Here is a 24,012-nt window from a genome sequence, read left to right on the forward strand (position 1 = left end):
TCAGCCTTGTCCCCGGGATTCACAAGGACAAATCTCAGGCTTCTGGGGATAAGCCTTCCGCTGACAGACGGTCCGTCGCCTGCTCGATGGCAGTCTCCAGCGCGACCATGAAGCCGGCCCGGTCCATCCCCGGCGGGATCGCCGGCAGGAACTCCAGCCGGATGGTCCCGGGCTCCTTGCGGAAGGCGCGCCGCCCCCAGAACAGGCCGGAATTCAGCGCCACCGGCACCACCGGCACGTCCAGCCCCTTGTACAGGGCAGCGATGCCCGGCTGGTAGGGTCGGTGCGTGCCGGGGGCAGTCCGCGTGCCCTGCGGGAAGATCACCGGCACCATGCCCTGCGCGATGGCCCGCCGCGCATCCTCCAGCAGCATGCGCAGTGCCTTGGCGCCCGCTTTGCGGTCCACAGCGATATGGCCGGCGCGCTGCGCGTACCAGCCATAGAGCGGGATCGCCAGCAATTCCTTCTTCAGCACATAGGCCGGACGGTACAGCAGCAGGAAGAAGATGATCGTGTCCCAGGCCGACTGGTGCTTCGAGGCGATAATGAAGGGGCCGTCCGGGAGGTTCTCCCGGCCGCTGACTGTGTAGCCGGTGCCGGCCAGCAGCCGCAGCAGCCCGATCACGCCCCGCGCCCAGAAGCGCTGCGCGGCGATGATCCAGCCCGACGGCGCTGCCAGCAGCGGGACCCCGCCGATGCACAGGATCGCGGTCCAGCCGAAGAACGCCATATTGAACAGCAACGAACGCAACGCACTCATTTCCGGGCGTCTATCCTTTGATGAGGCCGGCCAGGGACAGGCGCAGATGCGCCATCAGGAACTTGTTGTACTCCGAGAAGATCAGCGCGGCACTGCCCGGCCAGCGCCACCATTCCGCAAGGTGGAAATCCTCCGGAAACACCGGATGCGGGACGATCTCGATCTCCGGCATGGCGTCGCGGAATTCCAGCAGGCTGCGGCGCAGATGATAGTTCGCCGTCACAAGCCGCAGCGAGCGGTAGCCGCGCTCGCGCAGCCATTCCGCCGTTTCCGAGGCGTTACCGACCGTATTATTGGCCGCATAGTCGATATCGATGCGCGCATTCATCGACTCGGTCCATTCCGGCAGCAGCCGCAGCAGCGCCTCCCGCGTCACATCCGGATGGACGCCGGACACCAGAAGCCGGTCCGCCAGCCCGGCCCGCAGCAGGCGCAGGCCCACCTCCAGCCTAAGGCTGCCGCCGGTGAGCACGACGATAGCGTCGGTCCGCTGGTCCGGATTCCCGACTTCGCGCGGGATCGACGCGGCATAGCTGAAGAACCCGCCCGCCCAGACGGCAAGGGCCAGCGCAAGGGCCGGCAGCAACAGCCGCCAGCGCCCTGGCCCTGGATGCCTGGACGAACCGGATCGGCGAAAGATGCGGCGGCGCGCGGTCATCGGCGGCAGTCCTATACCAGCCGGGAAAGCGCACGCATCACGGCCAGCCGTGTCGCCAGCACCGCCAGCAGGATGGCGCCCACCGGCACGGCGGCCAGCGCCGCCCAGTCCAGCGGCCGCAGGATGCGCCAGAGATCGGCTGGCAGGAAACCCTCCGCCGACAGCCCCTCGGCACCCCCATTGGCCAGAAGGGCAATGCCCGCCAGCAGTGCCAGGGCGAACAGCGCCCCCAGAATGCTGCCGCGCAGGCTGAGAGTCAGCGCATGGCGGGCGAACTGCTTGGCGATGTAGCTGTCACGTGCACCGACCAGATGCAGCACGTCGATCACCTCGCGGTGGATGGCAAGGCCGGTGCGGACCGCGAACACCACCGCCAGCACCGCTGTCAGCGCGACCAGCAGCACCGCCGTCGCGGCTACCAGCTCCACCGACCGCGCGACCCGCACCAGATCGCCCAGCCAGCGGCCGTGATCATCCAGCACGATGCCGGGCGCGATGCCGGCCAGCCTGGTTTCCAGCGCCGCGAAATCCAGCCGCGCGCCGGGCCGCAACGCCACGTCGATCAGGCGCGGCAAGGGCAGCTCGTCGATGATCTGGCCGCTGCCGAGCCAGGGCTCCAGCAGGGCGCGGCTCTGTTCGACCGACAGCGGATCGGCGCGCCCGATGCCCGGCGTGTCACGCAGTACCTGCAGCACCTCGGCCAGCTGGGCCTGCGGGTCCGTCTCATCGAACGGCGGCGGCACCTGCACGGTGAGCGTCCCGGCCAGGGCGGAGCGCCAGCGCTGCGTCACATCCTGTGCCAGTAGCAGGCCGGCGACTGACAGCGTCGCCAGGAACACCATCACACCGATGATCCAGGGCAGGAAGCGGCTGGTTGCATCGCCGCGGAGCGGCAGGTCGGAATGGCGCCGGAAAATCATCTGGACCTCAGGCAACCGCGCTGTCGATGCCCGGCCGGGACAGATGCCCGTCGCGCAGATCGAGACGAGGATAGCTGAACCGGTCCACCAGCATGTTGTTGTGGGTGGCGATCAGCACGGTGGTCCCCATCCGGTTCAGCTCCTCGAACAGGAACAGCAGCCGCATGGCGATCTGGTCATCGACATTGCCAGTCGGCTCGTCGGCCAGCAGCAGCTTCGGCCGGCCGATCACCGCGCGCGCGATGGCGACGCGCTGCTGCTGCCCGCCCGACAGGGTGGCCGGCAGCGCATTCATGTGATCGCCAAGCCCGACCCAGTCCAGCAGTTCGGGCACATGACGGCGGATCAGGCTTTCCTTCGCGCCGGCAATACGCAGCGGCAGCGCCACATTGTCCAGCGCGGTCAGATGGCCGAGCAGCCGGAAATCCTGGAACACCACGCCAATGCGGCGGCGCAGGTCAGGCTGTTCCCGGCGCGGAATCCCCGCAACATCGCGGTCGAACAGGCGGATACGCCCGGAGGAAGGCTTCAGCGCCAGATAGATCAGCTTCAGCAGGGTGGATTTGCCAGCGCCGCTCGGCCCGGTCAGGAAATGGAAGGAGCCAGGCGGCAGCGTGAAGCCGATATTCTCCAGCACGGCTGGCCCGTCGCGAAACCGCATCCCGACATTTTCGAAACGAACCACGGAAGCCGCCACCTTTCCTGATACTCGCCTACCCGCAGGACATAACACCCCTAAGGGAAAGCCCGCGGGCAAGATGGCACAGCCGGCGGCCCAGCGTCCAGCCGCCCGCCGCGGGAAGCCCGCCGAGAAAAGTCCGACAGTCCCCCTGCCCTAAGAGCCTCGCTTGCCACCGGTGCGACGGGCAGGCTAAAAGCTAGACCATGACATGGTGGTCCGCACAATGATCCTCTCCTGTCCCGAATGCTCCGCGCGCTACGCAATCAGCGATGCGCAGCTGGGGCCGGCTGGCCGCAAGGTCCGCTGCAACGATTGCGGCCATGTCTGGTTTCAGGAGCCTGTCGCGGAGACCAGCCGCCCCTCCGCAACGAAAAGCGCTGCTAAACCCCCGAAGCAAGCCGCTGCGCCGCCGCCGGAACCGGAGGTAGAGGCGCCGCCACACCCCTTCGACCAGTATCAGGACGATGACGCCGGGACGGCGGACACACTAGAGGAAGAGAACGCCGGTTGGCCCGACGATCCGGCGCAGGAGCCCGCTGCCGCCCCATTCCCGGATGAAGAGGAGGAACGGCCGCGCATCCCCCGCCTGCCGCGCATGCCGGTCGAGCAGAAAAAGCCCAGCAGCGGCCGTGGCGCCTGGATTCTGCTGTTCCTGCTGGTGATCGGCCTCGCCGCCGGCATCTTCTTTGGCCGCGCGCATATCGTCGCCGCCTGGCCGCCCGCCGCCCTGCTGTACGAGAAGATCGGCTACCCCGCCCCGGTGCCGGGGGAAGGGCTGCTGATCCGCAACATCCGCGTCGAACGGCTGATGGAGGGCACCACGATGATCCTGGTGGTGCAGGGCGAGGTCGTGAACCTGACCGACGAGCCGGCGACCGTGCCGCCGATGAAGGCCCATCTGCGCGACCTGCAGCGCAAGGATCTGCAGGATTGGGAGTTCGAGGCGAACCGCCTGGACCTGTCGCCCGGCGAGATCGCCGCCTTCCGCACCGAATTCGTGAATCCGGCTGGCGAGGCCGCCGACATCGTCGTGACCTTCAGCGCCCAGCCCAGGGACTGATTGTTCCAGCCCCTGGGCCCCATGGGCTGCTACGGCCTGGTTAGCGCTTCTTCTCGATCAGCTGGGCGATCTTCTGGTTGAGGCCAGGATCGCGCTGCGCGGCGGCCGTGATCGAATTATATTCCTCGACCGACAGCCCCTGATTCTGCACCGCCTCGATCATCTCGGTGCGGGCCTCGCGCTGCGCCTCCATGGCTTTTTCCTGGCTGTCGGCGCCGCGAATCTCCGGCTCCCAGCGGACGCGGATATCGTAGATCTTCACCGCCGCCTCGGCATAGGAATCGAGCTGGGTTTCATCGATCTTCGGCGCCTGCTGCTGTTGCTGAGCGGGCGCCTGGGTCTGCGCCATGGCGGCCATAGGCGCAACGGCGAGCAGAAGCGCCGGCACAAGTGCGGTCATGAAATGTCGTGTCATCGGGAAATCTCCTGAATTGTGGAATTCTTCGGCCTGAAAACGACCGCCTGGAAGCATCGGATGACGGGGCCGCTGGCCCCGTCATCCGGAAGCGATGGCGTGGCAGGGCGTCAACCGCCGCCAGAAGTGCCCCCGGTGCTTCCGCCAGCACCACCGCCCGAACCACCACTAGGCGGCGTCAGGCCCTGCTGACCCTGGTCCTGCGGGGGCTGGCCCTGCTGCGGCGCGCCACCATCGTCACAGGCCGCCGCGCCAAGCAGAAGAAAGGCCGCGAAGGCAGGGGCAACCACTTGTTTCCATTGGAACGTCATTGTCTCCTCCTTGTCTGTTCGGAACGCTAAGCTCAGGCCCTGCGGGCTTTGGCGCCCGAAGCCGAACGGCATTCCCGAAAACACAGACGCCCCATCCCGCTGGATATTCCCAAAAAAAAGAGCCCCGCCATCAGGCGGGGCTTCAAGGTCAACAGGAACCATCAGGGAGGCTCACAAGAAGGCGTTACGGAATTCGCCTTCGGCTTCATGGACGATGGCAGGCCATCGATATTCCATCGTTCGGCAAACTCTTATGCCGCGCCCGCCTCTCGTGCGCGGGGGGCCTGTCCATCCGCGCCATCCGGACGGTTCGTCGGGTTGGGGGCGATGGCGGGGGCTGCCGGAATGGAGGGCGGCTGCAGCGCCTCGGGCGGGGTCGCCGGACGCAGGCCCGTGGCCGGGCCAGGCACAGCCTTGGGCGCAATCGGCGCGCGCAGGCCGGCCGAGGCGGCATCGTCAAGCGTCGTGGCAATCGCCATCATCGCGTCACGGCCAATGGTGCCGACAAGGTTGTAGGCAAACCCGCCCTTGCGCCAGGAGAGCACGGCGCGCCCATCCGGATAGATCGCCCGCAGCGGCGCCTCGCCGCCATCCGTCGCACCGACATAGAGGCTGACCCACCTGCCGTCCGGCCGCTCATAGGTGAGATGGGTCACCGCCGATGCTGCCTTGCCGAGCTGCCGCTCGCCGGAGAGCCGCAGGCCAAGGCCGGAGAAATCGGGCGGCTGGAAGCCGGCGGGGGCAACCAGCGCTGCCCCGCCCGCCGGCATGATTCCAGCGGCGGTTTTTTCCGCCAGCTTTTCAGCCATCGGCGCTTGTTGCAGCGAGGAGGCGACCGGCGCCACCGGCGCGTGGCCACGATATTCGGCCAGGACGAACCCGCCGACGAACGCGATCAGGGCCACGGATGCCGCAAGGGCCATCGGACGCCAGCCGCTGAAGCGCCGTTCCGGCCTGATGGCCTGAGGGGGCACAGCCTGAGGGGGTTCAGCCTTCCGCAATTCCGACTCGAGGCCGGCGATGACCGGGTCCAGCGGGTCGGCCAGATGACGATCAAAAAGATCGTGCAGCGCGCGGGTCTGCGCACGATAGGCTTCCACCTTCGCCGCCATCTCCGGGTCGCGCTCAAGGCGTGCCTCGACGGCATCTCGCTGCGCCTCGGCCAGGCTGCCATCGACATAGGCCAGCAGCATCGCCTCGGTGATCAGCGGCGTCGTATTGCTTGCGGTGTCCTTGTTCTTCATCACGTCATCCTGCGCAGATTGGTGACCGCACTTTCCTCCATCAGGGCACGCAGCGCCTTGCGGGCGCGGCTGAGGCGCGACATGACGGTGCCCGGCGGGATGCTCAGTATCTCCGCCACCTCCTGATAGCTGGCGCCTTCCAGCGCCACCAGCAACAACACCGCACGCTGCTGCTCCGGCAGCGCGTCGATGGCCAGGGCCAGCTCCGCATGGCGCAGCCGGGAGGGCTGCTCCGCCGGTCGTGACAGCCGGTGTTCCACAGCCTCCAGCGGCAGTGCCGTGCCGCGCCGGGTGCGCCGTCCCAGCAGATCGACGCGCAGATTGTGCAGGATGCTGAACAGGTAGGTTCGTGCATTCCGCACTTCCGCGCCCTCCTTGATCCGGGCCAGGGCCCGCACGAGGCTCTCCTGCACCAGATCATCGGCCTCGGACGCATCGCCGGTCAGGGCAATGGCATAACGCCTGAGGCTGCGGACATGTTCCGCAAGCTCCTCCCCGCCGACAGTGCCGGCACCCGCTTTGCGGGCATTCTCCATCCAGCCTTTCATGCCGTAAGGCTGGGCGGCAACTAAGCCCGGAGGACGGCGCAAATCTGCCGAAAAAGTGGCAATCACCCGTATGGACGCGGAACCCGCCGGAATATTCCCGATTACCGCCCCAGCGCCATGGTGGAGGGCAGCCACAGCGCCAGTTCCGGGAAGAACAGCACCAGGAACAGCGTCGCCAGCATGATCGCGACATAGGGCAGCACGCCGCGCACGATGGGGCCCATGGCCCCGCCGGTGATGCCCTTGATGACGAACAGATTCATGCCCACGGGCGGGGTGATCAGCGCCAACTCCAGATTGATCGTCAGCAGCACGCCGTACCAGACCGGATTGATCTCCAGCAGCAGCATCACCGGCAGCACGATGGGCGTGGTGATGAGGATGATGGAGATGGTCTCCAGGAACATGCCCAGCAGGAAGATCAGCGCCATCACCGCCAGCATGAAGGTGATCGGCCCGATGCCCAGCGCCGTGGTGATCTCGACCAGCTGGCGCGGCAGCCCCAGGACGGAGATGACATGGCCGAACATGGCGGCCGCCGCCAGGATCATGAACAGCATGCCGGTGGTGCCAACCGAATCGCGTGCCGCGTCGTACAGGTCGGCAAGGCTGAGCCTCCCATAGGCGAAGCGCGCGATCAGGATCGCAGCGATGGCGCCGACGGCGGCCGCCTCGGTCGCGGTGAACACGCCGGCATACATGCCGCCCAGCACGATGGGGGGCAGCAGCAGCGCCCAAAAGCCGCGTTTCAGGCTCGGCCAGACCTCGGACCAGCTGGCTCGCGGCGGACGCTCGGTCTGCCGGGTCAGCAGGCTGTGCAGCACGCAATAGAGCGAGAACAGCAGCGCCATCAGTGCGCCGGGAATGATGCCGGCGACGAACAGCGCGCCGATGGAGGTATCAGAGACGACGCCATAGAGCACCATCGGCCCCGATGGCGGGATCAGGATGCCCAGCGTGCCGCCGGCGGCCAGCACGCCATAGGCAGCATGCGGCTTGTAGCCATAGCGCAGCATCTGCGGGATCGCCGCCGTGCCGATGGTCAGCGCGGTGGCGACGGAGGAACCGCTGATCGCGGCGAAGATGGTGCAGGCCATCACGGTGGCGACGCCCAGCCCGCCCGGCCAGTGCCGCACCAGCGTATGCGCCAGCGCGTAGAGATCGTCCACCACGCGAGCCTTGATCATCACATGCGCCATGAAGGCGAACAGCGGGATCGCCACCAGTAGATAGTTCGACAGCTTGGCGAACACCTCGTCCGCCAGCCCGGCCACCCGGCCCTCGACAGCCAGCAACAGGCCGATGGACGCCAGCGACATGCCGGCGAACAGGGGGATGCCGGTCAGCAGCACTGCCAGCAGGCCGATCAGAATCCAGGCCAGCGTCATGATTTATGCCCACCCGTCTCGCGGGGAGCCTCAAGTCCCGTCAGCAAGCGCAGCAGCCGGTTCAGCGCGGCCAGGCCCAGCAGAGCGAAGCCCAGCGGCAGGGTGGCCTGCGGCAGCCACATCGGCATCGCCAGATAGCCGGTCGAGCGGATGCCCATATCGGCGGAAAAGGCCGTCATGTCCCAGCCGGAGACGATCAGCACGCCGGCCACCACGATCACCGACACCATGCCCGCGACATCCACCCAGTAGCGGACGCGTGCACCCAGCCGCTCCACCAGCAGGTCGATGGAAATATGCTCACCCCGGCGCAGCACCTCGGCAATCGCCAGCATGACCACCAGCACGATGAGGTAGCTGGCCAGCTCGTCGCTCCAGACCTGCGGCTGGTTGAACAGATAGCGCATGGCGACGCCGTAGCCGACGATGCCGGTGATCGCCAGCATCAGCAGCGCCGCCAGCGCCGTGGCCAGCGCGGACAGCACGCCGACCACGCGCTCCAGCAGGACAAGGATGGATTTCATTAAGAAAAACCTCGCATTCCGGCACGGCCCCGCACTCGCATCGGGCGGGGCCGTCCGGTGACGCTCAGAGCTTGTTGACGAGGTCGATCAGCTTGCCGGCATCTGGAGATGACGCCTTGAACGCCTCCATGACCGGCGGCTGCATGGTGGCGGTGAAGGTCTTCACCTCCTCGGCCGACTGGATATGCAGCTTCATGCCCTTTTCCTTCAGCGCGGCGATAGAATCCTCTGCGGTCTTCTCGGTCACGCCGATGGAATCCTGCTCCGCCTGGGCCGAGGCTTCCAGCACCGCCTTCTGCAGGTCAGGCGACAGGCCGTCGAACCATTTCGGGTTCACATAGATGTGGAAATAGACGGTGAAGAACGGCGCCACCGTGCCGAATTCCTGCACCTCGAAATATTTCCGGCTATAGGCCGCCGACACGTCGGTCAGGCCGGCGTCGATTACCTTGGTCTGCAGCGCCTGATAGACCTCGGAACCCGGCATCGAGGCGGGCGCCGCACCCGCCGCCACCAGGCCGGCATCGACCAGCTTGTTCAGGCCGCGGATCTTCACCCCCTTGAAATCGTCCAGCTTCACCAGCGGCTTGCCTGAGGAGGTGAAGATCGACTGCCGCGTGGTGTAGAGCCAGGCGACGTTGCGCACGCCCTTCTCCATCAGCTTGCCTTCCAGCAGCTTCGCCGCCTCGGAGCCGGGGAACTTCTTGATCCGCGCCAGATCGGTCATGAAGTAGGGGATGGTCACGACGTTCATTTCCGGGATCGTGTTGCCCCACTGGAAATTCACCGCCATCGCCGCCTCGACCTGGCCGCGCGCGACCGCCGGATGGTTCTGGTCCGGCTTGAAGGCCTGGGCCGAGCCCAGCACCTCGACATCGATCTTGCCGCCCGAGCGCTTCTCGATATCGGCCGCCCAGCTTTCGACCAGCTTGGCAATATGGTGCGCCGGCGGCAGCTGATGGCTGACGCGCATTTTCTCCTGCGCCATGGCCTGGCCAACTATGGGGCCGGCCAGGGCGATGCCGCCGGCCAGCAGGGCCAGCGCCGCGTAACGGGTGATCTTCATGATGGGAGTCCCTCCTTTGTTGTCGTGACGCTTATTCCGCCGCCCGGTTCTTGCCGCCGGCGGCCTTGCGCCGGGCCAGCAGGTCGCGGGCGGAATCCTGATAGCCGGCCTCCGTGCGGCGCAGATCGCCGAGGCCAACCAGTTCGTTGAAAGTCTCGAAGCTGTACATCCGGTCATACAGCGCGGTCGCCACACTGGTCTTGCGGATTTCGCCCAGCACCGCCTCCAGCGCGTGGGCTACCGCATAGGTCGCCGCCGTCGGGAAGGCGACCGTGGCATAGCCGATTTCCTGCAGCAGCCCGGCCTCCAGCACCGGCGACAGCCCGCCATCCAGATTGTTGGCGAGGCACGGCCCGTCGATCTCCGCGCAGATGCGGCGCATCTGGTCCTGGTTCTCCGGCGCCTCGACGAACAGCAGATCGGCGCCGGCCTCACGCGCTGCCTGGGCGCGCTCGATGGCCTCGTCGATGCCATGCACGGCCAGCGCATCGGTGCGCGCCATGATGACGAGGTCCGGGTCGGTGCGCGCATCCAGCGCCGCCTTCAGCTTGCCGAGGAACTCTTCCAGCGGCACCACATCCTTGCCGGCCATGTGGCCGCAGCGCTTCGGGAACACCTGATCCTCGATGAACAGGCCGGCGACACCGGCACGCTCATAGGCCTTCACCGTGCGGCCGGTATTGGTGACATTGCCATAGCCGGTATCGGCATCGGCGAAGACCGGCAGATCGGTCGAATCGCAGAGGCGGGCGTAGTAATCCGCCATCTCGGTCGCGGTCAGCTGCGAAGTGTCCGGGCGGCCGAGCAGCGTTGCGGTAGCACTATAGCCGCCGCTGGTGATCGCCTCGAAGCCCAGCTTCTCCGCGATGCGCGCGCCCAGCGCGTCATGGACACCGGGCAAAAGCAGCAATTCCGGCGCCTCGATCAGGCGGCGAAACCGGGTGGTGCGGCGCATGGCCTCCTCCAGCATGTCGAGCAAAAAGCCTAGGTAGCGCCGAAGCCGGCAGCTGCGCAATAGGGCTTTACCACCAGCCGGCGGGGCGTTTTGTCATTGGCGATGACAAATCCTCGCGCTAATGCTTTTGGAATCATCCGAAGCCCCATCCGAATCCAAGGGAAAACGCCATGAACGATCTCGCCTCCAACCAGCCCCGGATCGATGCCGAGGAAATCCTGGAAGGCATCCGCCGCTGGGTCGAAATCGAAAGCCCGTCGCACGATGCCGCCGCGGTGAACCGCATGGCCGACCAGGTCGAGGCCGACATGCGCGCCATCGGCGCCACCATCGAGCGCACGCCGGGCCGCGATGGCTGGGCCGATATCCTGACCGCCCGCACGCCCTGGGGCGGCGATGGCCCCGGCATCCTGGTGCTGAGCCATATCGACACCGTGCATCCGATGGGCTTCATCAAGGATGTGCTGCCCTTCAAGCAGGACGGCGACAAGGTGTTCGGCCCCGGCATCTACGACATGAAGGGCGGCGCCTATCTCGCCTATTACGCCTATCGCCATCTGGTGCGCAGCGGCAAGCAGACCAAGCTGCCGATCACCTTCATGTTCGTCCCGGAAGAGGAGGTCGGCAGCCCGACCTCGCAGAAGATGATCGAGCAGATGGCGCTGAAGAACAAATATGTGCTGGTCACCGAACCGGCCCGCGATGGCGGCAAGATCGTCACCTCGCGCAAGGGCGTGCTGCATTTCGACGTGAAATGCGAAGGCCGCCCCGCCCATGCCGGCGCGCAGCACCAGGACGGCCGCAGCGCCATCCGCGAGATGGCGAAGCAGATCATCCGCTTCGAGGAACTGACCAATTACGAGACCGGCGTGACCTGCAATGTCGGGCTGGTCAGCGGCGGCACCGGCGTGAATGTGGTGCCGCAATTCTGCACCGCCGAGGTGGACATGCGCGTGCCGACGCCGGAGCTGGCCGAGGAGATGACGAAGAAGATTCTCGGCTTCACCGCCTTCGACCCCGATGTGAAGGTGACCATCACCGGCGGCATCAACCGCCCGCCCTATGTGAAGGATGAGGGCATCACGAAGCTGTTCGACCACGCCAAGGCGCTGGCCGCCGAGATCGGCTTCGAGCTCGAGGATGTGAAGATCACCGGCGGTGGCAGCGACGGCAATTTCACCGCCGCCGTCGGCGTGCCGACGCTGGACGGGCTAGGCGTCGACGGGCGTGGCGCGCACACCGATTATGAGCAGGCCTATTATTCCTCCTTCGAGCCGCGCGCCAAGCTGATGCTGCGGCTGTTCGAAACCCTGGAGTAACGGAGCAGGCATGTCGGACGGGGAACGCTGGGGCCGCTACTACGACGCAGTGGCAGCCAAGCCGCCCCGCCCGACCTTGCTGCACGCCCTCGACCGCTTCGCGGCGGAGGGCATACCCGCGAACGGCAAGCCGCCGCCCCTGGCCCTCGATCTCGGCTGCGGCGACGGGCGCGACACGGTGGAGCTTCTACGCTGCGGCTGGAAGGTGCTGGCGATCGATGCGACGCCGAAAGCCATCGACCGGCTGCTGGCCAGGCACGACCTGCCCAAAAGCGCGCTGCTGGAAGCGCGCGTCGAACAGTTCGAGGATTTCCAGCCGCCGGCCTGTGATCTGGTGAATGCCAGCTTCTCCCTGCCCCTGTGTTCGCCGGAGGATTTCCCCGCCCTCTGGGGGCGGCTCACTGCGGCAATTCGTCCCGGCGGCCGGTTCGCCGGACAGCTCTATGGCCCGCAGGACGATTGGGCCGGACGCGGCATCACCATCCATGACCGCGCCGCCATCGAGAGACTGTGCGCCGGATTCCGGGTCGAAAAACTGGATGAGACCGTCGAAGACGGCACCACCGCGCTGGGCAAATCCAAGCGCTGGCATATCTTTCATCTGGTGCTGGTAAAATTGCCCGCTTGCACTTTTAATTAAAAATTTATCATTCTTTGTTTATCTAACGACCGGCCCGCAAAGCGTGGCCTTCGGAAAACGTTGCAGAATGTGGTGTCGGTTTGTCGGAAAAGATTGATTTCAGCCAGATCCGGTTCCTGATCGTGGATCCGAACCCGCTGTCCACAGAATTGCTGTACGACATATTGCGGATGCTGGGCGCCATCGCCATCCGCAAGGTTACCGACAGCAACAAGGCGCTGGCCGTCATCAAGGCCGGCGAGGTGGATGTGATGATCACCGAATGGATCGTGGAGCCGCTGTCCGGCATCGAGCTGATCGACACGGTACGCAACACCATGCATTCGCCGAACCGCATGCTGCCGATCATCATGCTGACCGCAAATTCCGAGCCGGAATATGTGATCGAGGCCCGCGACCGGGGCGTCACCGAATTCCTCGCCAAGCCGTTTACCGTGGACTCGCTCTATCGCCGGCTGGTGTCGGTGATCGCGCGGCCGCGCTCCTTCGTGAATGCCGGCACCTATTTCGGGCCGGACCGTCGGCGTCGGCAGGTGCCGCATGGCGGCCGGAACCGGCGCGCCGACTAGCTACCGCAATTCATCCCCCAGACCAGCACACAAGGTCCCGACGATATGGCGAAGGCCCAGATCATTCCGCCCTCGATGGATCTCCGCCGCCGCGCGGTGAACAGCAAGAAAGGGTTCTCGATCAATCCGCAGCCCGACGAGCTGAAGAAGATCGAGAAGGCCGTCCACCAGTCGAGCGACAAATTCATCGCCAGCGTCGCCGCCGCCTTGCGTTCCTTGCGGGAAGCGCTGGCCAGCGCCGAGACAGACCCCGCGCGATGGGAGGCCCTGATGGTCGAAATCCGGCGGCACGCCTTCGACATCAAGGGGCTGGGCGGTACCTTCGACTATCCGCTGCTGACCGAAATCGCCCGCTCGCTGCATGCCGTGGCCGGACGCATGGGCGACGCCAATCCGAAGCAGATGGCGATCATCCGCTGCCATATCGATGCGCTGTACGTCGTGCTGGCGGAGCGTATCCAGGGCAGCGGCGGCAAGGTTGAGCAGGAGTTGCTGGAGGCCTTCCGCCTCGCCGTCGCCAAGAACTGGTGAACCGGCGCGCCGACGCCGGAGGGGACCAGCCGGAGGAAGCGCTTGCACGCGCCGCGATTCAAATCGACAATGGCCGGCAAACAGAAGCGGCAGCCGTGACCGCCATTCGTTTCTTCACGGCGCGCTATTTTACGGCATGTCCCAGCAGGACGGCGCAGGAGAGACGATGACATCCGATAACAGCCAGACCGGAAGCAGTCAGGCCCAAGACAGCCAGGCCAGAAGCGGCCAGGATCGTCAGGCCCTGGGCATACTGGCAGAGACCGTCAGCGTGACGCTGGGCATGTCGAACATCGTCACCCGCGAAGTCCGCCGCGCCTATGAAAGCGGACGGACCGTCGACCTGTTCACCGCCAAGGCCGCCTTCAACGCCCTGCCCGGCTGGCAGCGCCAGCAGATCGGCGATGCCGCGGAGGAACGTGCCTGGCACTTCCAGCGCGTTGCCCGCGCCAGCCACCGCGACTGGCGCGAACTGGCCGACCGCGAGAAGACGATCATCTTTCCGCGCCTGCCGAATGGCATCCGGCCCCGGGAATCGGCGACCGCCCGGCCAACCGCTGCGCCAGCCGTGCCGCCAGCCAGCAACCAGACGACCTCCTTCAAGTCGGTCGGTCCGCAGACCCCGCTGAAGGCCGCGCCGAAACCTCCCACGTCTGGAATGCCGCCCCGCCGGCCGGCCTGATTGAACTCAACCGCAGCCGGCGAGCTTCCTCGGCTTGAAATAATGCGCGCCGACCTTCGCTTTTTTACAGACCGGGAGTGGCGAAAACTGGCGCCTTCCACGACTGATAATGCGTCTATTCGAAACTGATTTTTATTATCTTATCGGTTTGCTGCGATTCTTCATTTAGTACAGCAGAGCTGACCCTTTCAGATCATCCTTGCGAGTTTTTGTTTTTAAGTTCCTATTCTCGTTATACATTAAGCCGCATGGCGAACGGGCCAAAATGGCCTGGACTTTGCGGGTGATCGGCTTGCGCGCATGCCGATCCAAAGCATAGGGTGCCGGACAGGCACGCCGACCAATCGTCAGAATCGTCACAATAGACTTCATATTTGGTTGATTCGGCATCATCTCTATTGCATGAGGGTGCCGAAGAAGGGAATCAGAGTATGCGCATCCAGAGTCAGCCGTCCGACCCCAAGATCGTTCAGTACTTCGCGAAGGAGTTCGCGCGGTTCCTGAATCGCGTCCAGGGCGCCGGCAACGACATGCTGGGGTCCTTCCTGGTCGAACAGGAATGGGACCGCTACGCCGAGGATGCGAACGACCTGGTCCGGTCGCTGGAAATTGCCGGGTTCATGGTTACGCCGCGCGAGTTGACCGACCAGATGATCGCGCAGGCCGACCAGCAGCCGGGCGCCAACAAGCTGATGGGCCAGCGCGGCGCCGCGCTCTATATCAACGCCGTCATGGGCGCGATGGCGAATGCTTGGATCCAGAGCCGCGACACCGACCTGCTGGTCAACATCATCTCGATGGCGCTGGCCCGCGCTTCCGCCCCCACCGGCCGGAAGGACATGGTTGATTCTTCCTATCGCCGCTTTGCCAAGACGGCGGTCGAGATCATCACCGACCTGGAACGGACCGGCTATCACATCATGCCGGACGAGGCGACGCCCTTCATGGTGTCGGCCGGCGTTGCCGAAACCGCGGAGCGCAACACGACGGGAAGCGCCCGGACGATTGGCGCCGACCCGGAATATGTGAAGAAGCTCTATCACAATGTCGTGAACGCACGGCCCGACGACTGCCGGCCGCGCCCCAAGAAGTAGCCGCGTCCGGCATTGCGGACCGGCAGTACCGGTCAAGTAATCTTCAGATTTTCAGCTTTTGGGCTTGTAGGCCGATGCCAGGAACTGCACGGCGCTGCGATGGCGCGTGCTGGCTTCCGATGGCGCGGTCAGGGGCGTGCGGGTGGAACTCATGGCCGGTGCGCGCTTTCCGCTCAGCGCTTCGGCTACCGCTTCCAGTGCCGCCTTTTCGGTGATCGGCTGCGCCCGCCGCTTGCGCCCGGTGCGATAGCTCTCATCCGTGCCGGCCGCGCGCTGCACCGCCAGCAGCGACAGGCTCGGCAGCATCGGCCGCACCATCGCCAGCAGCAATGTCTCGTCCTCCATCGCCCAGCCATGCAGCAGCCTGGCGGCGAGGCTGGTATTGCCGCCCGCCTCCTTCAGCGCTTCCCGCGCCTTCTTCTTCAGATGTTCCCGGCTCATGCCCCTTCCGTCCCCTCGCATCCCCGCGTGGCTCAAAATTCAGGACATAACGATAGCACGATTTCCCCGTGCAAGAATCGCCCTAGATGAATGATGTGGTGCCGGTCTTGCGGCCTGTATGGCACGACCCCGATGGAGGTGCATGATGAGGCGTTTGTTCCCGTTTCTGTGCCTGCTGCTGCTTTTTGCCGGCAAGGTGCAGGCTGCCGACCTGCTGTCTTCCATCGTCGAGGTTCAGGCCCGTATCCCCGGCGACGCCAGGACGGCCGAGTCGCTCGGCAGCGCACGCACCGGCAGCGGTATTGTGATCGCCGAGGGACGCGCCGTGCTGACCGTCGGCTATGTCATTCTTGAAGCCGATGCGGTGACGCTGCGCACCGCCGATGGAAGGCAGGTGCCCGGCGAGATCATGGCCTATGATCACGAAACCGGCTTTGGCCTGGTACGGCCGATGCGCGATCTGGGCGTCCCGGCGCTGGAGCTGGGCGATTCCAGCCAGCTGAAGGAACGCGCCCGGGTGCGGATTGCCGGCCATGGCGGATCGGCAGCGGCGCAACCGGCCCTCGTCACCTCTCGCCGCACCTTCGCCGGTTACTGGGAATATCTGCTGGAAAACGCGATCTTCACCAGCCCGCCCTATGAGAATTTCGCCGGGGCTGCCCTGATCGACCAGGGCGGCAGGCTGGTCGGCGTTGGCTCACTGATCGTCGGCGATGCGGTGCCGGGGCTGGGCGTGCCGGGAAACATGTTCATCCCGGTCGAAGCGCTACTGCCAATCCTTGAGCCGCTGATGGAAACCGGCCGCTCGCCGCAGCCGCCGCGCCCCTGGCTCGGCCTGCAGCTCGACGAGGAGCGCGGCCGGCTGTTCGTGCGCCGCGTATCGCCTGACAGCCCCGCCGATCTGGCCGGGCTGAAGCGCAACGATCTGGTTCTGGGTATCGGCGGCACGCCGACCGCGACACTGGCCGATTTCTACCGGGCGCTATGGCGGGTCGGCGAGCCTGGCAGCATCGCCACGATACAGGTCCTGGACGGGCTGACGGCCCGGCCGGTCGAGGTCCGAACCGGCAACCGCTATCGCTATCTGAAGCTGAACCGGACCTACTAGACCGGCATATAGCGCGCGCGGGCGCCGCGTTCGATGGCGGCGGCGACCAGCCGGTCCACATGCAGCTTGTGGCGCAGCATTTCCAGCAGCCGCAGCTCTTCCTGACTCGCCTTGCCATCGCTGGCGGCGACGTCGCAGGCAACCGCATAGGCGGTCTCGCGCAGCTTCTCCGGCAGCGACTTATGGATCAGGTCCATCGCGGCGTCGAGGCCGTTCTCCGCCTGCAGCATGTCGGCGCAGCTGCTGGCGATGGAGGGCAGGTTGTCCACCTCGAACTCGCTGAACACGGGCAGGTGGGTGACGATATCGCCGATGGTCTTGAATTCGGCGTCGGTCATGTCGCTGTCGCTGGCGGACACCAGGACCATGACGTAGATCAGCGCGACCTGGGGAGAAATCATATCCGTCCTTTTCGCTTCGGGCATGCGGTGCCAACGGTTGTAGGATGTAACACGGGATCATGGCGCAAGCTAGGCAGTGCAGCGACGAGAGACGGGCATGCGGGCGGGAGGTCTTCACAGCATATTCAGCGGGACAGGGCGTATCCCGCGCCTGGCCTCGGGCATTCTCGATACGCTGCTCCCGCCGCTCTGCCTGTCCTGCCGCGTGCCGGTGGACCGCCATGGCGCGCTGTGCGCCGATTGCTGGAAGCAGGTTGATTTTCTGGGACCGCCGCACTGCGCCTGTTGCGGTCTGCCCTTCAGCTTCGAAATGCCGGAAGGCAGCCTGTGCGCTGCCTGTATCGCCAGCCCGCCGCCCTACCGGCGGATGCGCGCCGCGACCCGTTACAGTGCTATCAGCCGGCGCCTCATCCTGGGCTACAAGCATGGCGACCAGCTGCACATGACGCCGGCGCTGGCCGGCTGGCTTGAGCGTGCCGGGGCGGAACTGCTGGACGATGCCGACCTGATCGTGCCGGTGCCGCTGCACCGCTGGCGGCTTCTCGGCCGGCGCTACAATCAGGCCGCCCTGCTGGCGCTGGCGCTCGGACAGAGGCGGGGCATTCCGGTCGCCACCGATGTGCTGATACGCCGCCGCCGCACCCGCAGCCAGGGCGGACTGCGCCGGCGCCAGCGGCTGACCAACCTGGCCGGCGCGATTGCCGTGTCCGCGCTGCAGCGCGCCCAGCTGGCCGGGCAGCGCGTCCTGCTGATCGACGATGTGGTGACAACGGGGGCGACGGTGGAAGCCTGCACCCGTGCGCTGCTGGCCGCCGGCGCAGCACAGGTATCCGTGCTGGCGCTGGCCCGAGTCTTCACGGCGGAGAATTAAGGCCCATCTGTTATAGAAATTCCTGCCAAGCCAGAGGGTGCGGCGCTATGCTGCCGCTGCCCGCAAAGAGGACCGACATGGCCAAGATCGTTATCTACAGCACGCTGATGTGCCCCTACTGTCACGCCGCCAAGCAATTGCTGAAGCAGAAGGGCGCCGATTTCGAGGAGATCGACGTCACCTTCAACAGCGGCAAGCGGGCGGAGATGCGCGAAAAGGCGGGCGGCCGAAACTCCGTCCCGCAGATTTTCATCGACGACACCCATGTCGGCGGCTGCGACGATCTGCACGATCTCGACCGCGCCGGCAAGCTGGACCCGATGCTGCAAGGCGCCGCCTGAGGGCATAAGCCAAGGAGACCGTCATGACTGCCAAGTTCAAGGTCGCGCTGATCCAGACCAATTCCGAGCGCGAGTTCCAGCCGAACATCGACTTCGTGAACGCGCAGGCCCGCGCGGCGAAGAAGGACGGTGCGGAGTTCATCCTGACCCCGGAAATCGCCGCCATGTTCGAGCCGAAGCGCGAGCAGTCGCTGGCGAAGGCTCAAGCTGAGGAAACGCACCCTGCGCTGGCGGCCTGGCGCGATCTGGCGCGCGAGCTGGGCGTATGGTTCCTGGCCGGGTCGCTGTCGGTGAAGCTCAGCGACACCATGCTGGCCAACCGGTCGATCCTGATCGATCCGAAGGGCGGTATCCAGGCGCGCTACGACAAGATTCACATGTTCGACGTGAATGTGAAGGACGGCCAGACCTACCGCGAATCAGCAACCTACCGGCCGGGCGAGAAGGCGGTCGTCACCGACCTGCCCTGGGGTCGGCTGGGCATGACGATCTGCTACGATCTGCGCTTTGCCTATCTCTATCGGGCATTGGCCAAGGCCGCGGCAGACTTCATTACCATCCCCGCCGCCTTCACCAAGGTCACCGGCGAGGCGCACTGGCATGTGCTGCAGCGCGCCCGCGCCATCGAGACCGGCTGTTTTGTCTTTGCCCCCGCCCAGACCGGCGAGCATGCCGAAGGGCGCAAGACCTATGGCCATTCGCTGGTGGTCGCCCCCTGGGGCGAGGTGCTGGCCGATGCCGGGACGGAGCCGGGCTTTGTCACCGCCGAGATCGATACGGCGCTGATCGCCGAGGCCCGCCGCATGGTGCCGTCGCTGACCCATGACCGTGAATTCGCGGTGGACGCGCCAGAGCCGCTGCGCGCCGCCGGGGAATAACGGAACAGTTCAGGGCCAGGGCCGCTCCACGACGGCCATTCCGGAATTCTTGAAATACTGCTCGAAATCGGTGAAGGGGCCAGCAAGCTGGTGCACCAGCCGGGCCAGATCGTGCTGCCGGCGCGGGATGGCCTGCGGCGGCTCACCCCAGGCCACCGGCATCGGCAGGATGCAGCGCTGCCGGTCAACCTTCAGCAGTGTCTCGGTGTGGATCAGTTGCCCTTCATACAGGCAGTGCAGCAGCACCGTCCTGGCGTTTTCCTCGGCATAGGGCATGCCTGCCGGCAGCGGGTACTGCGCCATCTCGACCAGGCCGAACAAAAGGGTCAGCCGCACGTCCGGGCGATAGCTGAACCCGACCATCGGCTCGTCGATCACCTGCCGGATCAGCTGCTCCTTATCGTCCAGCATCGGCGTGAACCGGTGCCGCAGGGTCGGCCGCTCGATCATCAGCCAGTCTTTTGGCTGGCTACCGGCGACAATTTCCATATAGCGTTCGAGGCGCATTTCCTGCTCCGCCATGCGATCGTCCGACGAGTTTCGTGTCAGGAAGCGAGGCTCTTCGTGGGGTCGATATGCGGCCATTCAGGCAGCTTCTCGCCGGTGGCCTGTTCCAGCGTCTGCCGGCTATTCTCGATGATCAGACGCGCCTTGCCATAGATTTTCTGGTCGGCCTTGATCGCCGCCACCACTGAAGGCTGCGAGACAAGGCGATAGAGTTCCTGCAAATCCTCGGACAGATCGGCGGCAAAGGAAATCAGCCGGGCATTGCCGGCACGGTCTTCATGCTTGCCGCTCCAGTACATCTGGCCGACCTGTCCCGGTGCGCCGCCGCGCGGGTAGGACCAGAGTTCGCCGTTCGACTTCATGCGCCACGGACCGGGTGTGTACCGCATCGCCCCACCTTTCCCCATTCTTGAGCTTTATTACGGTCACTTTATCGGACGGGCGGGAGACTGCCTAGCACCGCGTGGACATCGCGACAGGCTACCAGGGCCTGGGCGCTGGGGCGGCACGCCGGAACGGCATCCGTGCGAGGCTGACGAGCGCTTCCGCCAGCAGCACGCCCAGGAACAGGCCGGCCAGGCCATAGGCCAGCGCCGGCAGGGACAGTGGCAGGCGGGGCGTGTAGCCGGCCAGTGTGCTGTCCGCAACATCGGCGATGGCAGCATTGCTGCCGGCCACTGCCGGCAAAACCAGCAGCGGACGTAGCAGTGGCGACGCCTCAACGAGACGGCGGTGTGCGCCCTCGAGTGCCGCCAGCCGCTGCGCGCTGCGGCGGATACCCTCGGCATTGGCGGGTTCGCGCTCGGTCAGGTGCAGCAGCACGGCACGGGCATCGGCGGTTTCCGGCAGGCTGTAGAAGCGGCGCGCGACATCGATGCGCCCGGCAATGTCGGTGCGCTGTTCCTGCGCACGCTGCTCCAGCGCCGCCATGTAATGCTCGGCGAAGCCGGGCGCCTGCGCGGCGAGTGCGAGCGCCAGAATCCCGGCCGCCAGTGTCAGCGACTGACCGAGCCACCGTCCGAGGAAGCGCATCGGCCTTCTCCCTTGCTTGCAGACCATCCCTAATTAAGAGGGGCATCATTGATGCCCGCAGCGCGGCGGCTTGGCAATGGTGCCCACCAACAGGCCTTCACCCCAGGCCGTCACGATGGATATGGCGGGCAAACAGGCGATGAGGCATAAAGGCGCTTTCCCGCCTGCGGAAAGCCGGCGGAAGCAGGAGTGGAGGAAACCCATGCTGAAGAAGACTGCCGCTGCGATGGCCCTGTCGCTTGGTCTTGCCCTTGGCGCCGGCGCCCTGTCGTCCGACGCCGCCGCGCAGACCCGCGTGACCCTGAAATCCGCCAAGGCGGGCACATCCTACTATGTGATGATGGTGCAGCTCGGCGAGATGATGAAGGCGCAGAGCGGCGGCAAGATCCAGGCGACCGTCGAGGAAAGCCAGGGGTCAGTGCAGAATGTAAAGGAATCCGCCCGCCGCCCGGGCAATTTCCTGTTCACCACCCCGCCCAGCCTGCTGGCCAGCGCGCGCGACGGCAAGAAGCCGTTCGAGGGCGAGACCGGCTATGACCGCGTGCGCACCCTGTTCGTCATGCCGTTCGTGACCATCCATTTCGCCGTCCAACAGGACAGCGGCATCACCGACGTGATGCAGCTGGAAGGCAAGAAATTCATCGCCGGCGGCAAGGGCACCTTCTGCGAGGGCCGCACCCGCCGCATCTTCGAGTTGCTGGGCCTGGAGGGTAAGGTCGAGGCGGTGGATGTCGAGCTGAGCGCCGCCTCCAACGCGATGCGCAACGACAAGGTGGCCGGCTTCGCCACCTGCTCCTCGCACCCGACGCCGCAGCTGGTCGAGCTGGCGACCACCAACCCGCTGACCGTGCTGTCCTTCACCGACGCCCAGCGCGAGGCGATCCTGAAGGCCGACCCGATGTCCGGCCCGCTGACCATCGCGGCTGGCACCTACAAGGGCCAGGACAAGCCGGTGAATACGGTCGGCGTGCCGGTCGGCGCCTTCACCACCACCGACATGGATGACGAGACGGCCTATTTCATCACCAAGAATTTCTGGCAGCAGCGCGACGCGCTGGCCAAGGAAAACCCCTGGTGGGCCGGCGTCAGTCCGGAGATGGTGAACCAGCTGGGCACCAAGCTGCATCCCGGCGCGCTGAAATTTTACAAGGAAGCCGGCGTGAAGCTCGACGCCAGCCTGATGTAATCACCGTTATCCCGCACCCCGCCCCCCGGCATGGCCTGCGGGCATGACCGGCCGGGCGGGGTGTTTCTTTTTCATATCCAGACAAAGACCAGCAGCGACGATGCGTATTTCCTGGAAGGACGGCATGGTGCTTGCCGTGGCGGCCCTGTCCGTCGGCTTTCACCTCTACCTCATCTTTTCCGGCCTGATGCCGAATCTGGTGACGCGGCCGCTGCATCTGATGCTGGCGATTCCGTTCATCTTCTTCTTCGGCGTGCAGGGCGGACCGGTCGGCCGGGGTATCGCCTACGCGACCGGCGCCATCGGCCTTGCCGCCGGCCTTTATATCGTCGCCAACCGTGAGCCCCTGGCCGACCAGTACGGCGCTCTCAGCGGCTGGTTGCAGCACGGCGTCGCCATCGTGCTGATCCTGCTGGCGCTGGAGATGGCGCGCCGCACCATCAAGGCCGTGCTGCCGGCCATCGCTGTCCTCGTGCTGGCCTACGGGCTGCTGGGCAAGTACATCCCCGGCACCTTCGGCCATGACGGCATCCCGCTGGACTATTTCCTCGGCACTCTGGTCATCGCCGAGGGCGGGCTGTGGGGTGACCTGACCGGTATCTCGGCGGAGATCATCGCCCCCTTCATCATCCTGGGCTGCTTCATCTCGGCCGGCGAGGCGGGCACCGGCTTCATGTCCTTCGCCACCCAGTTTGCCGGGCGCATGCGCGCAGGCGCTGCAAAAGTCTCCATCGTCGCCTCGGCGCTGTACGGCACGATCTCCGGCTCGGCCTCGGCCAACACCGCCTCCACTGGCACGGTCACCATTCCGGCGATGAAGAAGCTGGGCTACCCGCCCAGCTTTGCCGCCGCGGTCGAGGCCGTCGCCTCCACCGGCGGGCAGATCATGCCGCCGCTGATGGGCGCCGGCGTGTTCGTGATGGCGGAGCTGCTGCGCACGCCCTACACGGACCTGATGATCCTGGCCAGCCTGCCGGCCTTCCTGTTCTTCCTGGCGGCCTGGGCGGGCGTGCATTTCTATGCCATCCGGCACGGGCTGACCGGCATGCGCGGCGAGGATCTGCCGGGCTGGGGCAAGGTGGCGCGCACCGTGCCCTTTTTCCTGCTGCCCTTCGGCCTGCTGGTCGTGTTGCTGCTGTTCACCCGCTATACCGCGCCCTATGCGGCGGCGATGGCGACGGCGCTGACGGTAGCGCTGCTGCTGATCGATTCGGAAGGCCGCGCCTCGGCAAGCCGCTGGGTTTCCCGCGTCGCCGAGGGCACGAAAGGCGCCGCCGAACAGATCGCCAGCATCGCCGCCATCCTGATCTGCGCCAGCCTGATCGTCGGCGTGTTCCACATGACCGGGCTGGGCGTGAAGATCACCTCCGTCATCCTCTCGCTGTCGGGCGGGGAGCTGTGGCCGGCGCTGCTGCTGACCGCGCTGGCCAGCCTTGTGCTGGGCATGGAGCTGCCGACCACGGCAGCTTACGTCATCTGCATCGCCGTGGCCGGTCCGGCGCTGGTGCAGCTGGGCCTGCCGGAACTCTACGCCCACATGTTCGTGTTCTGGTACGCGCTTCTGTGCACCATCACGCCGCCGGTTTGCGGCAATGTGTTCATCGCCGCCGGCATTGCCAACACGCCGTGGCTGCCGGTCGCCGGCAACGCGCTACGGCTGGGCGTCGGGCTGTTCCTGGTGCCGCTGGGCTTCATCGCCAACCCGTCGCTGCTGCTGGTGCTGGAAAGCCCGGTGCTGGCCTTCCTGGCGATGGCGAAGGTTGGGCTGGGCATCTGGCTGCTGAGCTTCGTCGCCATCGATATGGGCCGCCGCCCGCTGCCAGCCCTCGGCGCGCTGGTGGGTGGTGTCGTGCTGCTGTTCTTCTTCGGAATCTGAGCCGG

The 24,012-nt window shown here is 65.9% G+C and carries 29 protein-coding genes; 13 read left to right on the plus strand and 16 right to left on the minus strand.

Annotation, left to right across the window (positions count from 1 at the left end):
• Positions 1-34: 34 nt before the first annotated feature.
• From MK313_RS04990 to ftsE, 4 genes are all read right to left on the minus strand, one after another.
• Positions 35-760, minus strand: a complete 726-nt coding sequence (locus tag MK313_RS04990) for a lysophospholipid acyltransferase family protein (RefSeq protein ID WP_287780330.1) — start codon at positions 758-760, stop codon at positions 35-37.
• 10 nt (positions 761-770) lie between these two features.
• Positions 771-1,346, minus strand: coding sequence for a YdcF family protein (locus MK313_RS04995; RefSeq protein WP_008943924.1), 576 nt, complete (start codon positions 1,344-1,346; stop codon positions 771-773).
• 83 nt (positions 1,347-1,429) lie between these two features.
• The gene (locus MK313_RS05000; RefSeq protein ID WP_287780331.1) at positions 1,430-2,338 is read right to left on the minus strand and encodes a cell division protein FtsX; all 909 of its coding nucleotides are present in this window, start codon (positions 2,336-2,338) and stop codon (positions 1,430-1,432) included.
• A gap of 7 nt (positions 2,339-2,345) precedes the next feature.
• Positions 2,346-3,023: a cell division ATP-binding protein FtsE gene (gene ftsE / locus MK313_RS05005; RefSeq protein WP_083859607.1), complete on the minus strand. Its 678-nt coding sequence runs from the start codon at positions 3,021-3,023 to the stop codon at positions 2,346-2,348.
• Positions 3,024-3,228: 205 nt separating this feature from the next.
• On the opposite strand from ftsE, the gene MK313_RS05010 reads away from it, so the two are divergent.
• Positions 3,229-4,080 (plus strand): DUF3426 domain-containing protein, encoded by an 852-nt coding sequence (locus MK313_RS05010; protein ID WP_287780332.1) that lies wholly within the window; start codon positions 3,229-3,231, stop codon positions 4,078-4,080.
• Between the two features lie 40 nt (positions 4,081-4,120).
• Here the strand turns inward: MK313_RS05010 and MK313_RS05015 are convergent, their stop codons facing one another.
• The 7 genes from MK313_RS05015 to MK313_RS05045 all read right to left on the minus strand — a co-directional run bounded on the left by MK313_RS05015 (position 4,121) and on the right by MK313_RS05045 (position 10,531).
• Positions 4,121-4,495, minus strand: a complete 375-nt coding sequence (locus MK313_RS05015) for a DUF4168 domain-containing protein (protein WP_183077989.1) — start codon at positions 4,493-4,495, stop codon at positions 4,121-4,123.
• Between the two features lie 562 nt (positions 4,496-5,057).
• Positions 5,058-6,050 (minus strand): anti-sigma factor family protein, encoded by a 993-nt coding sequence (locus tag MK313_RS05020; protein WP_287780333.1) that lies wholly within the window; start codon positions 6,048-6,050, stop codon positions 5,058-5,060.
• Positions 6,050-6,598 (minus strand): RNA polymerase sigma factor, encoded by a 549-nt coding sequence (locus tag MK313_RS05025; RefSeq protein WP_287780334.1) that lies wholly within the window; start codon positions 6,596-6,598, stop codon positions 6,050-6,052. Before MK313_RS05025 ends, MK313_RS05020 begins: the two co-directional genes overlap by 1 nt.
• Before the next feature lie 101 nt (positions 6,599-6,699).
• Entirely contained in the window at positions 6,700-7,986 is a 1,287-nt protein-coding gene (locus MK313_RS05030) for a TRAP transporter large permease (RefSeq protein WP_008943916.1), read from the minus strand.
• The gene (locus tag MK313_RS05035; protein ID WP_008943915.1) at positions 7,983-8,510 is read right to left on the minus strand and encodes a TRAP transporter small permease; all 528 of its coding nucleotides are present in this window, start codon (positions 8,508-8,510) and stop codon (positions 7,983-7,985) included. The genes MK313_RS05030 and MK313_RS05035 overlap by 4 nt, the downstream gene beginning before the upstream one ends.
• 64 nt (positions 8,511-8,574) lie before the next feature.
• Positions 8,575-9,576, minus strand: a complete 1,002-nt coding sequence (gene dctP / locus MK313_RS05040) for a TRAP transporter substrate-binding protein DctP (RefSeq protein ID WP_287780335.1) — start codon at positions 9,574-9,576, stop codon at positions 8,575-8,577.
• A 31-nt stretch (positions 9,577-9,607) separates the two neighbouring features.
• Entirely contained in the window at positions 9,608-10,531 is a 924-nt protein-coding gene (locus MK313_RS05045; RefSeq protein ID WP_244922283.1) for an isocitrate lyase/PEP mutase family protein, read from the minus strand.
• A 170-nt stretch (positions 10,532-10,701) separates the two neighbouring features.
• Between MK313_RS05045 and MK313_RS05050 the strand changes: the two genes are divergently transcribed.
• The 6 genes from MK313_RS05050 (at position 10,702) to MK313_RS05075 (ending at position 15,366) form a co-directional block, all read left to right on the plus strand.
• Positions 10,702-11,850, plus strand: a complete 1,149-nt coding sequence (locus tag MK313_RS05050; protein WP_121221020.1) for a M20 family metallopeptidase — start codon at positions 10,702-10,704, stop codon at positions 11,848-11,850.
• 10 nt (positions 11,851-11,860) lie between these two features.
• A complete protein-coding gene (locus MK313_RS05055) occupies positions 11,861-12,490 on the plus strand; it encodes a class I SAM-dependent methyltransferase (protein ID WP_287780336.1) in 630 nt (209 codons plus the stop codon).
• 80 nt (positions 12,491-12,570) lie between these two features.
• Positions 12,571-13,059: a response regulator gene (locus MK313_RS05060; RefSeq protein WP_008943910.1), complete on the plus strand. Its 489-nt coding sequence runs from the start codon at positions 12,571-12,573 to the stop codon at positions 13,057-13,059.
• A gap of 45 nt (positions 13,060-13,104) precedes the next feature.
• Complete coding sequence (locus tag MK313_RS05065) at positions 13,105-13,590, plus strand: putative two-component response regulator (protein ID WP_008943909.1); 486 nt, start codon at positions 13,105-13,107, stop codon at positions 13,588-13,590.
• A gap of 166 nt (positions 13,591-13,756) precedes the next feature.
• Entirely contained in the window at positions 13,757-14,272 is a 516-nt protein-coding gene (locus MK313_RS05070) for a hypothetical protein (protein ID WP_287780337.1), read from the plus strand.
• A 431-nt stretch (positions 14,273-14,703) separates the two neighbouring features.
• Positions 14,704-15,366, plus strand: coding sequence for a hypothetical protein (locus MK313_RS05075; RefSeq protein ID WP_008943907.1), 663 nt, complete (start codon positions 14,704-14,706; stop codon positions 15,364-15,366).
• 51 nt (positions 15,367-15,417) lie between these two features.
• On the opposite strand, the gene MK313_RS05080 is transcribed toward MK313_RS05075, so the two are convergent.
• Positions 15,418-15,807, minus strand: coding sequence for a hypothetical protein (locus MK313_RS05080; RefSeq protein WP_008943906.1), 390 nt, complete (start codon positions 15,805-15,807; stop codon positions 15,418-15,420).
• Between the two features lie 142 nt (positions 15,808-15,949).
• Between MK313_RS05080 and MK313_RS05085 the strand changes: the two genes are divergently transcribed.
• Positions 15,950-16,915 carry a S1C family serine protease gene (locus MK313_RS05085; RefSeq protein ID WP_287780338.1) on the plus strand — a complete coding sequence of 322 codons (966 nt, stop codon included), beginning with the start codon at positions 15,950-15,952 and terminating at the stop codon, positions 16,913-16,915.
• Here the strand turns inward: MK313_RS05085 and MK313_RS05090 are convergent.
• Complete coding sequence (locus tag MK313_RS05090) at positions 16,912-17,316, minus strand: tellurite resistance TerB family protein (RefSeq protein WP_008943904.1); 405 nt, start codon at positions 17,314-17,316, stop codon at positions 16,912-16,914. The genes MK313_RS05085 and MK313_RS05090 overlap by 4 nt on opposite strands.
• Positions 17,317-17,413: 97 nt before the next feature.
• Between MK313_RS05090 and MK313_RS05095 the strand changes: the two genes are divergently transcribed.
• The 3 genes from MK313_RS05095 (at position 17,414) to MK313_RS05105 (ending at position 19,406) form a co-directional block, all read left to right on the plus strand.
• Positions 17,414-18,187 (plus strand): ComF family protein, encoded by a 774-nt coding sequence (locus MK313_RS05095; RefSeq protein ID WP_287780339.1) that lies wholly within the window; start codon positions 17,414-17,416, stop codon positions 18,185-18,187.
• Positions 18,188-18,264: 77 nt separating this feature from the next.
• Positions 18,265-18,528: a glutaredoxin 3 gene (gene grxC / locus MK313_RS05100; protein ID WP_040706862.1), complete on the plus strand. Its 264-nt coding sequence runs from the start codon at positions 18,265-18,267 to the stop codon at positions 18,526-18,528.
• Positions 18,529-18,551: 23 nt separating this feature from the next.
• Positions 18,552-19,406, plus strand: coding sequence for a carbon-nitrogen hydrolase family protein (locus MK313_RS05105; protein WP_287780340.1), 855 nt, complete (start codon positions 18,552-18,554; stop codon positions 19,404-19,406).
• Between the two features lie 9 nt (positions 19,407-19,415).
• Here MK313_RS05105 and MK313_RS05110 read toward each other — a convergent pair whose 3' ends face one another.
• From MK313_RS05110 to MK313_RS05120, 3 genes are all read right to left on the minus strand, one after another.
• Positions 19,416-19,928: a hypothetical protein gene (locus MK313_RS05110; protein ID WP_287780341.1), complete on the minus strand. Its 513-nt coding sequence runs from the start codon at positions 19,926-19,928 to the stop codon at positions 19,416-19,418.
• 23 nt (positions 19,929-19,951) lie between these two features.
• Positions 19,952-20,302, minus strand: a complete 351-nt coding sequence (locus MK313_RS05115) for a hypothetical protein (protein WP_121221039.1) — start codon at positions 20,300-20,302, stop codon at positions 19,952-19,954.
• A 91-nt stretch (positions 20,303-20,393) separates the two neighbouring features.
• A complete protein-coding gene (locus MK313_RS05120; protein WP_287780342.1) occupies positions 20,394-20,945 on the minus strand; it encodes a DUF2937 family protein in 552 nt (183 codons plus the stop codon).
• A gap of 202 nt (positions 20,946-21,147) precedes the next feature.
• On the opposite strand from MK313_RS05120, the gene MK313_RS05125 reads away from it, so the two are divergent.
• Both MK313_RS05125 and MK313_RS05130 read left to right on the plus strand, forming a co-directional pair.
• Entirely contained in the window at positions 21,148-22,131 is a 984-nt protein-coding gene (locus MK313_RS05125) for a TAXI family TRAP transporter solute-binding subunit (RefSeq protein WP_287780343.1), read from the plus strand.
• A 100-nt stretch (positions 22,132-22,231) separates the two neighbouring features.
• A complete protein-coding gene (locus tag MK313_RS05130) occupies positions 22,232-24,007 on the plus strand; it encodes a TRAP transporter permease (RefSeq protein WP_287780344.1) in 1,776 nt (591 codons plus the stop codon).
• Positions 24,008-24,012 lie beyond the last annotated feature (5 nt).

The sequence above is a fragment of the Oceanibaculum sp. genome (genome assembly GCF_022449305.1).
GTDB lineage: Bacteria > Pseudomonadota > Alphaproteobacteria > Oceanibaculales > Oceanibaculaceae > Oceanibaculum > Oceanibaculum indicum.

Bases quoted from the DNA above. Each gene is read 5' to 3' on its own strand.
- MK313_RS04990 (WP_287780330.1), bottom strand. From the start codon at position 760: ATGAGTGCGTTGCGTTCGTTGCTGTTCAATATGGCGTTCTTCGGCTGG.
- MK313_RS05000 (WP_287780331.1), bottom strand. From the start codon at position 2,338: ATGATTTTCCGGCGCCATTCCGACCTGCCGCTCCGCGGCGATGCAACC.
- MK313_RS05010 (WP_287780332.1), top strand. From the start codon at position 3,229: ATGGTGGTCCGCACAATGATCCTCTCCTGTCCCGAATGCTCCGCGCGC.
- MK313_RS05015 (WP_183077989.1), bottom strand. From the start codon at position 4,495: ATGACACGACATTTCATGACCGCACTTGTGCCGGCGCTTCTGCTCGCC.
- MK313_RS05020 (WP_287780333.1), bottom strand. From the start codon at position 6,050: ATGAAGAACAAGGACACCGCAAGCAATACGACGCCGCTGATCACCGAG.
- MK313_RS05025 (WP_287780334.1), bottom strand. From the start codon at position 6,598: ATGAAAGGCTGGATGGAGAATGCCCGCAAAGCGGGTGCCGGCACTGTC.
- MK313_RS05030 (WP_008943916.1), bottom strand. From the start codon at position 7,986: ATGACGCTGGCCTGGATTCTGATCGGCCTGCTGGCAGTGCTGCTGACC.
- MK313_RS05035 (WP_008943915.1), bottom strand. From the start codon at position 8,510: ATGAAATCCATCCTTGTCCTGCTGGAGCGCGTGGTCGGCGTGCTGTCC.
- dctP (WP_287780335.1), bottom strand. From the start codon at position 9,576: ATGAAGATCACCCGTTACGCGGCGCTGGCCCTGCTGGCCGGCGGCATC.
- MK313_RS05045 (WP_244922283.1), bottom strand. From the start codon at position 10,531: ATGCGCCGCACCACCCGGTTTCGCCGCCTGATCGAGGCGCCGGAATTG.
- MK313_RS05050 (WP_121221020.1), top strand. From the start codon at position 10,702: ATGAACGATCTCGCCTCCAACCAGCCCCGGATCGATGCCGAGGAAATC.
- MK313_RS05055 (WP_287780336.1), top strand. From the start codon at position 11,861: ATGTCGGACGGGGAACGCTGGGGCCGCTACTACGACGCAGTGGCAGCC.
- MK313_RS05065 (WP_008943909.1), top strand. From the start codon at position 13,105: ATGGCGAAGGCCCAGATCATTCCGCCCTCGATGGATCTCCGCCGCCGC.
- MK313_RS05070 (WP_287780337.1), top strand. From the start codon at position 13,757: ATGACATCCGATAACAGCCAGACCGGAAGCAGTCAGGCCCAAGACAGC.
- MK313_RS05075 (WP_008943907.1), top strand. From the start codon at position 14,704: ATGCGCATCCAGAGTCAGCCGTCCGACCCCAAGATCGTTCAGTACTTC.
- MK313_RS05080 (WP_008943906.1), bottom strand. From the start codon at position 15,807: ATGAGCCGGGAACATCTGAAGAAGAAGGCGCGGGAAGCGCTGAAGGAG.
- MK313_RS05085 (WP_287780338.1), top strand. From the start codon at position 15,950: ATGATGAGGCGTTTGTTCCCGTTTCTGTGCCTGCTGCTGCTTTTTGCC.
- MK313_RS05090 (WP_008943904.1), bottom strand. From the start codon at position 17,316: ATGATTTCTCCCCAGGTCGCGCTGATCTACGTCATGGTCCTGGTGTCC.
- MK313_RS05095 (WP_287780339.1), top strand. From the start codon at position 17,414: ATGCGGGCGGGAGGTCTTCACAGCATATTCAGCGGGACAGGGCGTATC.
- grxC (WP_040706862.1), top strand. From the start codon at position 18,265: ATGGCCAAGATCGTTATCTACAGCACGCTGATGTGCCCCTACTGTCAC.
- MK313_RS05105 (WP_287780340.1), top strand. From the start codon at position 18,552: ATGACTGCCAAGTTCAAGGTCGCGCTGATCCAGACCAATTCCGAGCGC.
- MK313_RS05110 (WP_287780341.1), bottom strand. From the start codon at position 19,928: ATGGCGGAGCAGGAAATGCGCCTCGAACGCTATATGGAAATTGTCGCC.
- MK313_RS05115 (WP_121221039.1), bottom strand. From the start codon at position 20,302: ATGCGGTACACACCCGGTCCGTGGCGCATGAAGTCGAACGGCGAACTC.
- MK313_RS05120 (WP_287780342.1), bottom strand. From the start codon at position 20,945: ATGCGCTTCCTCGGACGGTGGCTCGGTCAGTCGCTGACACTGGCGGCC.
- MK313_RS05125 (WP_287780343.1), top strand. From the start codon at position 21,148: ATGCTGAAGAAGACTGCCGCTGCGATGGCCCTGTCGCTTGGTCTTGCC.
- MK313_RS05130 (WP_287780344.1), top strand. From the start codon at position 22,232: ATGCGTATTTCCTGGAAGGACGGCATGGTGCTTGCCGTGGCGGCCCTG.